Origin of the sequence: Haloferax sp. AB510 (genome assembly GCF_024136985.1) — an archaeon.
Taxonomy (GTDB): Archaea; Halobacteriota; Halobacteria; order Halobacteriales; family Haloferacaceae; genus Haloferax.
Genome location: NZ_JAMYJY010000146.1, coordinates 1 through 6,780, shown reverse-complemented (window position 1 = coordinate 6,780; position 6,780 = coordinate 1). Strand labels below are relative to the sequence as shown.

7 protein-coding genes, 1 tRNA gene and 2 pseudogenes are annotated in these 6,780 nt (G+C 67.8%); 4 read left to right on the top strand and 6 right to left on the bottom strand.

Annotated elements, in window-relative coordinates; genetic code table 11:
* From NKF06_RS19035 to NKF06_RS19025, 3 genes and pseudogenes are all read left to right on the top strand, one after another.
* Positions 1 to 483 (top strand): annotated as a pseudogene (locus tag NKF06_RS19035) (dolichol-P-glucose transferase); the annotation flags it as partial.
* A complete protein-coding gene (locus NKF06_RS19030; RefSeq protein WP_253246303.1) occupies positions 476 to 943 on the top strand; it encodes a GtrA family protein in 468 nt (155 codons plus the stop codon). The pseudogene NKF06_RS19035 and the gene NKF06_RS19030, both read left to right, overlap by 8 nt.
* A gap of 60 nt (positions 944 to 1,003) precedes the next feature.
* Positions 1,004 to 1,078 (top strand) — tRNA-Met (locus NKF06_RS19025).
* Positions 1,079 to 1,266: 188 nt separating this feature from the next.
* On the opposite strand, the gene NKF06_RS19020 is transcribed toward NKF06_RS19025, so the two are convergent.
* On the bottom strand, positions 1,267 to 1,764 hold the full coding sequence (locus tag NKF06_RS19020) for a hypothetical protein (protein WP_253246302.1): 498 nt from the start codon (positions 1,762 to 1,764) through the stop codon (positions 1,267 to 1,269).
* Positions 1,765 to 1,871: 107 nt separating this feature from the next.
* Here NKF06_RS19020 and NKF06_RS19015 point away from each other — a divergent pair, with 107 nt between their 5' ends.
* Entirely contained in the window at positions 1,872 to 2,297 is a 426-nt protein-coding gene (locus NKF06_RS19015; protein ID WP_004064939.1) for a Rieske 2Fe-2S domain-containing protein, read from the top strand.
* Between the two features lie 21 nt (positions 2,298 to 2,318).
* Here the strand turns inward: NKF06_RS19015 and NKF06_RS19010 are convergent, their stop codons facing one another.
* The 5 genes and pseudogenes from NKF06_RS19010 to NKF06_RS18990 form a co-directional block, all read right to left on the bottom strand.
* Entirely contained in the window at positions 2,319 to 3,257 is a 939-nt protein-coding gene (locus NKF06_RS19010) for an aminotransferase class IV (RefSeq protein WP_253246301.1), read from the bottom strand.
* A complete protein-coding gene (locus NKF06_RS19005) occupies positions 3,254 to 3,958 on the bottom strand; it encodes an aminodeoxychorismate/anthranilate synthase component II (protein WP_253246300.1) in 705 nt (234 codons plus the stop codon). The genes NKF06_RS19010 and NKF06_RS19005 overlap by 4 nt, the downstream gene beginning before the upstream one ends.
* Positions 3,955 to 5,469 carry an aminodeoxychorismate synthase, component I gene (gene pabB, locus NKF06_RS19000; RefSeq protein WP_253246299.1) on the bottom strand — a complete coding sequence of 505 codons (1,515 nt, stop codon included), beginning with the start codon at positions 5,467 to 5,469 and terminating at the stop codon, positions 3,955 to 3,957. Before pabB ends, NKF06_RS19005 begins: the two co-directional genes overlap by 4 nt.
* Before the next feature lie 113 nt (positions 5,470 to 5,582).
* Entirely contained in the window at positions 5,583 to 6,347 is a 765-nt protein-coding gene (locus tag NKF06_RS18995; RefSeq protein ID WP_253246298.1) for a helix-hairpin-helix domain-containing protein, read from the bottom strand.
* 44 nt (positions 6,348 to 6,391) lie between these two features.
* Positions 6,392 to 6,780 (bottom strand): annotated as a pseudogene (locus NKF06_RS18990) (shikimate dehydrogenase); the annotation flags it as partial.

Below are 6,780 nucleotides of genomic sequence, written 5' to 3'. Positions count from 1 at the left end.
GTCGCCGCCGTCCGCGACGGCTCCGACCTCGCCGTGGGGTCGCGCCGCCACCCGAACGCGACCGTCGCCTCCCACCAGACGGTCGCCCGGCGCTACCTCGGCGACGGCTTCGCGTGGCTGGCTCGCCACCTGACCGAAGTCCCGCTGTACGACTACCAGTGCGGTGCGAAGGCCATCACCGCCGCGGCGTGGAACGACGTTCGGACTCACCTGTACGAGCCCGGGTTCGCGTGGGACATCGAACTCATCGCCGTCTCGGGCGCGTTCGGTCACCGTGTGGCCGAGGTACCGGTCGTCTGGGAAGACCAGCCCAACTCGACGGTCTCGCCGGTCGATACGACGCTCAAGATGGCCCGCGGGCTGCTCCGGTCGCGCCACCGCGCCCGGACGATTCGCGAGGACCGCCTCCACGAACTCATCGACGCTCGGAACGACGAGCGGACCCTCGTCGAGCAGTTCTCGGCGGAGGTCACGGATGACTGACCGGCTCTCGGCGCTCGTCTCCGGCACCCGGTTCGGCAAGTTCGCCTCCGTGGGCGCGGTCGGCGCGGTGTTCGACCTCTCTCTGAGCAGTCTCCTCATCGTCTTCTTCGGCGTCGCCAACGAACTCGCGAAGCTCGCCGGCGCGGAGCTCGCAATCATCGTCATGTTCGTCATCAACGACCGCTGGACGTTCGCGGGGGCCGGCTCGGACCTCCTCACCGCAAAGGCCCGGCGCTTCGTGAAGTCGAACCTCGTGAGGAGCGGCGGCCTGCTCGTGCAGGTGCTCGTCGTCCGGGCGCTCGGCGAGGTGCCGCTGTCGATTCCGGTCGCCGGTATCGACCTCTGGGAACTCATCCCGCTCCCCCTCGCTATCGGCGCGTCGATGCTCCTGAACTACGTCGCAGAAAGCCTGTTCACGTGGCGTATCGCGACCCGTTCGAGTCAGCGCGACTCACGGTGAAAATTGACACACAGCGGCCGAAACAGAAGTCTTAACAATAGCAGACTCGTTTGTTGATTCAGCGGGATGGGATAGCCAGGAGATTCCGCCGGGCTCATAACCCGGAGATCGGTAGTTCAAATCTACCTCCCGCTATGGTTTTGCCGACCTCAACTCCTGAGCGCCGAGTCTCGGCTCGGCGCGACCCACGAGGTCGGCCTCATAGCTCAGTAGATTTGAACCGGGGAGCGTCAGCGACCGGGGTTCAAATCTACCTCCCGTTATTCTCCTGAAAACGACACCCCAAGCAGCGCGTCTCGACCGTTCTACCTCGCCGACAAAACTTATTCAGTTGTCTCCAGTACCCTCCGTATCGGCCCTGTCGCTTTGCTCCACCCATGCCCTCCCTGACACGTCTCACCCCATTCCCTCGGATTTTCGCCGTTGAGGTCGTCCTCGCCGTCGTGTTTCTCGCCATAGGCGTGGTTCCGTTCGTCCTGTTCTCGGAGACGGGGCTTTCCGCACCGGCTGGAGTCGGGTGGTTGTGGGGACCTGCCCTGTTCTCGCTCATGGCGCTCTGGGTTCTTCTCGTCGCGCACGCCCTCGGCGACGCGTGGCGACTGCTTCGGCGTCGAAAAACCGGCGTGCTTGACGGCCGAGAGCATCTCGTCCACGGCGTCTTTCGGACGGTCGAAACGCTCTCTGCACTCGCGGCACCAGTCGTTCCGTTCGTCCTCGTAGACCGCTCGTCGGATGCGCCGCTGCCACCGGGGGCAGCCGTGGCAATCGCCCTGTTCGTTGCTGCGCCGCTGTGTGTGGCCGCCCTGACTGTCCTCCTGCATGCCGGGTGGTTGCTGTGGTTCAGTAGTCGTTCATCGCGCGGTAAAGACGCGGGACCGTACTGACCGCTTCCGAAGGAGATTTTCGACCCCGACCCAACGAGAACACAATGAGCGACCTCGAACGAATCTGCGCGGTCGGCGACGTGCCCGACGACACGACGTTTCTCTTTCGGGTCCGCGCGGCCGACGACGCCGACGCCGAGGAGCGCGAGGCCATCCTCGTGCGCACCGACGACGGCATCCAAGGGTGGCTGAACTACTGCATGCACCTGACGCACATCAAACTCGACAAGGGGTCGGGCGCGCCGATGCGAAACGGCGAGGTCATCTGCCAGAACCACGGCGCGTACTTCGAGGCCGACACGGGCTACTGCAACTACGGCCCCTGCGAGGGCGCGGTGCTCGACGACCTCGACATCACGGTCGACGGCGACCACGTCTTCCTCTCGGACGACGAGTTCGACTACGTCGGACAGGGCGAAATCGAGACCGACCCCGCCGACCGGAGTTCGAGTTCGAACGTCGAGTTCTGACGGGGGACGCGGCAGAGCGACTCAGTTCTCGTCGCCGTCGCTGTCGCCGCTTGCGCCGCCGTAGTGGCGTCGCTCCACGTAGTCGTCGTAGAGCCGCGAGAGCAGTTTCGTCACCGGTCCATCGCCCACTTGGATGCCGTCGACCGTCTCCACCGGGCGGAGTTCCCACGTCGAGTTCGTGAGGAACGCCTCGTTCGCGCCGCGCACGTCGTCCGGCGTGAAGCGTCGTTCACGAATCGGGATGCCCTCCTGCCGGGCGAGGTCGAGGACGACGCGGCGGGTGATGCCGGGGAGGACCGGGCCATCGAGACTCGGCGTGCAGAGCGCGTCGTCCTCGACGAAAAAGAGGTTGCTCGTCGCGCCCTCGGTGACGTAGCCGTCGGCGTCGAGCATGAGCGCCTCGTCCGCGCCGGTGACGCGGAGTTCCACGCGGGCGAGGATGCCGTTGAGGTAGTTGTGCGTCTTCGCCCGCGCGGGAAGCGACCGGTCGGGGATGCGCCGGGTCTTGACGGTCTGGACCGACGCGGGGCCGTCCCACACGGGGTCGGAGCCGCGGCCGCCGCGGGCGAGCGGTTCCACGATGACGACAACGCGGGGGTCGACCGCCTCGGCCGGTGTGAGGCGGCCGCCCTGACTGCCGCGGGTGACGGAGAGTCTGACGTACGCCTCGTTGAGGCTGTTCGCCGCCAGCGTCTCGTCGATTCGCGCACGGAGGTCGTCGTCGGACAGGCCGTGGACCATCCCGAGCGCGTCGCACGTCTCGGCCAGTCGGTCGGCGTGGGCGTCCCAGTGGAACACCTCACCGCCGTAGGCGCGGAGGGTTTCGAAGGCCGCGTCGCCGTAGAGAAAGCCGCGGTCGGTGACCGGAATCGACGCCGACTCCGCGGGGACGAGTTCGCCGTCGACGTAGTAGCGAAGCGACCGACTTTCGTCGTCGCCGTCGTCGCTGTCGTCGCTCATCGCTCCGCCCTCCACGCGTCGGCCGCCGAGCTCTCGCCGGCTGCGAGCGCGACGAAGTTGCGGACGATGTCCTTCCCCGAGTCGGTGAGGATGCTCTCAGGGTGGAACTGCACGCCGACGTGGGGCTTCTCGCGGTGACGAACGCCCATCACGACCGATGGTTCGTCTCTCTCGTCAGTATCGGACCCGCCGGTTTCGGACCCCGCTGCGACCGTGTGGGCGGTCACCGCCAACTCGGATGGCACGTCGTCGTGCTCGACCGCGAGTGAGTGGTAGCGCCCGACTTCGATTCGCTCGGGCAGCCCCGAGAAGACGCCCGCGCCGTCGTGCTCGACGAGCGACGGCTTTCCGTGGACGACGTGGGGCGCGTGGCCGACGCGACTCCCGAGGGCGGCACAGAGCGACTGGTGGCCGAGACAGACGCCGAGCGTCGGGTAGTTGAGGTCGCGGAAGACCGATACCGAGACGCCAGCCTGCGCGGGGGTGCCCGGGCCGGGCGAGACGACGATGCCGTCCGGGTCGATGTCGCGGATGTCGTCGGCCGAGAGCGCGTCGTTGCGGTAGACGAGCACGTCGTCCGAGGCGGTCGAGCCCCTCTCGTCTCCGCTTTCCTCCCGCGCCTCCGCGACTGCCTCGCCGACGTACTGCACGAGGTTGTAGGCGAACGAGTCGTAGTTGTCGACGACGAGGATACGCGTCATCGCTCGGCCCCCACGGTCATGTCCGCGCGCTCGCCGAGCGCCTCGTCGATGGCGGTGATGAGCGCCCGCGCTTTCGCAAGCGTCTCGTCGTACTCGCTGTCGGGGTCGGAGTCGTGGACGATGCCCGCGCCCACGCGGAGATGGTACTCGTCTTCGAAGCGGACGAGCGTCCGAATGACGATGTTCAGCACCGCGCGGTCGTCGAAGCCGACGGCGAACATGCTCCCGGTGTAGGGGCCGCGCCGGGTGGCTTCGAGTTCGTCGATTATCTCCATCGTCCGGGGTTTCGGCGCGCCCGTGATGGTCCCGCCGGGGAACACCGCGGCGATGGCGTCGGCGAGGCTGGTCCCCTCGCGTCGGATTCCCTCGACCAGCGAGACGAGGTGCATCACCTCCGAGTAGCGGTCTACCCGGCGGTACTCCGTCACCTCGACCGACCCGTACTCGGAGACCTTTCCGAGGTCGTTGCGTTCGAGGTCGACGAGCATCGCGTGCTCGGCGCGCTCCTTCTCGTCGGTCGTCAGGTCGTCCTCCAGCGCGTCGTCCTCCTCGGGCGTCGCCCCTCGCGGGCGGGTGCCGGCGATGGGCTCGGTGACGAGGCGGTCGCCCTCGACGCGCAAGAGGAGTTCGGGGCTGGCGCTTACGAGGTCGACGCCGGGGAGTTCGAGCAGGCCCGAGTACGGCGCGGGGTTGACCTCCCGGAGCGCCGCGTAGGCGTCCACCGGGTGGACCGCGGCGGGTGCGACGAGTCGCTGCGAGAGGTTCGCCTGAAACGTGTCGCCGTCGCGAATGTACTGCTTCGCGGCGCGAACGCGGTCGGCGAACGCCTCGCGGCCGCAGGCGCTCTCGAACGTCGCCTCGTCGGCCTCGACGGGCGCGGAGACCGGCGCAGGGTCGCCTTCGACCGCTTCGACGGCGAGGTCGGTCGCCCGCGTTCTCGCCTCGTCGTAGACGGCGTCGAGGTCCGCGTCGGTCTCGACGACGGGACAGCAGGTGACGCGGAGCGTCGTCTCGCCGTCGTCGGGTCGGGGTTCCGCCCACGACGCCACGAGGTCGTACAGGCCGAGTTGGAGGTGCGGGAGCCCCCGGTCGTCGGTCGTCTGCTTGGGGAGCGATTCGAGTTCGCGGGCTGCGTCGTACGAGAGCCACCCGAACAGGCCGCAGGGGTACGGCACGTCGCAGTCGCCGCGGACGAGCGTCTCCGAGTCGACGAGCGATTCGAGCGCGGCGAGGCTCGGCGCGGTGTCGACGCCGGGGTCGCCCCAGTCGTCGTCGGTCGGGTCATCGACGGTCAGGCGCTCGGCGGGGGAGACGCCGAAGGCACCCCAGCCGGGTTGCCCGCCGGTCGTCTCGTAAAAGAAGCCGCCGGTGTTCCGGCGGGCGCGTCGATAGGCGTCGAGGGGGTCCGAGACGACGACACGGACCTCGACGGGGACGCGTGCACCGGCGGGCGCGACCGCGGCGGTCGCACGAAAGTCGTCGCGGTCGGTGACGACGGTCAATGCGGTCATTACGCACACCAGTCTGTCCGCCGAGTAAACGGTTTCGCGACGTATCTACGAGATGTCGGAAGCGGTCGCCAGTCGGGAGAAAAGTCGCGTCGGTCGCCCGAGACGCGCGTCGGTTACGCGTCGCCGGCGCGGTCAATCCAGCGCTGGACGCGCTTCGGCGACACGTCGATCTCGTCGCCGACCTCGTCGGCGTCGGCCGCCGCGAGGTCCGCGATGGTCTCGATACCGATTTCCGAGAGGCGCTCGGCGTACGCCGGGCCGATGCCGCGAATCGTGTCGACGGTCGGCGCGTCGGGGTCGGCGGCCGACTCATCGGCCGTTTCGTCGTCTGCAGTTTCCTCGTCGTCCGCTTCGTCTTCAGCCTCCGCTTCTTCGTCGCCTTCGTCGACTGCTTCTTCGTCCGATTCCTCGGCTTCGTCTTCGTCGGGGTCAGCGGATTCAGACTCGTCTTCGACCTCGGGTTCGGGTTCGTCCTCGACCTCGGGTTCGCCATCGGATTCGGACTCGGACTCGGACTCGGGCTCCGCTTCGGCGTCTTCGTCCTCCGGTTCGGCTTCCTCGATGGCGTCGGCCGCCACCTCGGCGTCATCGCGGGCGTCCTCGTCGTCCACTTGGGACTCCGCGTCGGCTTCGTCTTCGACCGCTGATTCGACCGCGTCGTCGGTCTCTTCGTCCGCCGTCTCGTCCGCCGATTCCGTCTCTTCGACCGGTTCCTTCACCGCGGCCTCGGTCTCGGTGTCCGGTTCCTCGCGCTCGGTTCTGGTGTCGCGTTCGACCGTAACGGTCGCCGTGTCGTCACGTCCCTCCTTCGAGGAAGACGACGAGTCGCCACCAACGAGGGATTTCCAGAGCGACGAAATAGTGTCAAGCAAGCCCATGTTACCTTCTCCTATGCAATCCCGTTATTTAAAAACCAGCGGCCTCAGTCGCTCTCAAGGTGGCCACGGAGCGCGGCGTTCATCGTTTCGACGGGCGCGTCGCGGTCGGTCCACAGTTCGAAGGCTTCGACGCCCTGTAGGAGAAGCATCCACGCGCCGTCGATGGTGACCGCGCCGGCCGCGGCCGCCTCGCGGAGGAGTCGAGTCTCAAGCGGCGTGTAGACCGCGTCGAGCACCGCGAGGTCGCCGTGGAGGTACTCCGACGACACGGGCGTCTCGTCGGGCGACTCCATCCCGACGCTGGTCGCGTTGACGAGGGCGTCCGCGTCCCGAATCCGGTCGAGCGTGTCCAGTCCGCCGCCGGTCGCGCCGGGGACGGCCTCGGCGAGTTTGACCGCGGTCTCGGCGGTCCGGTTGGCGACGTGGACCGACG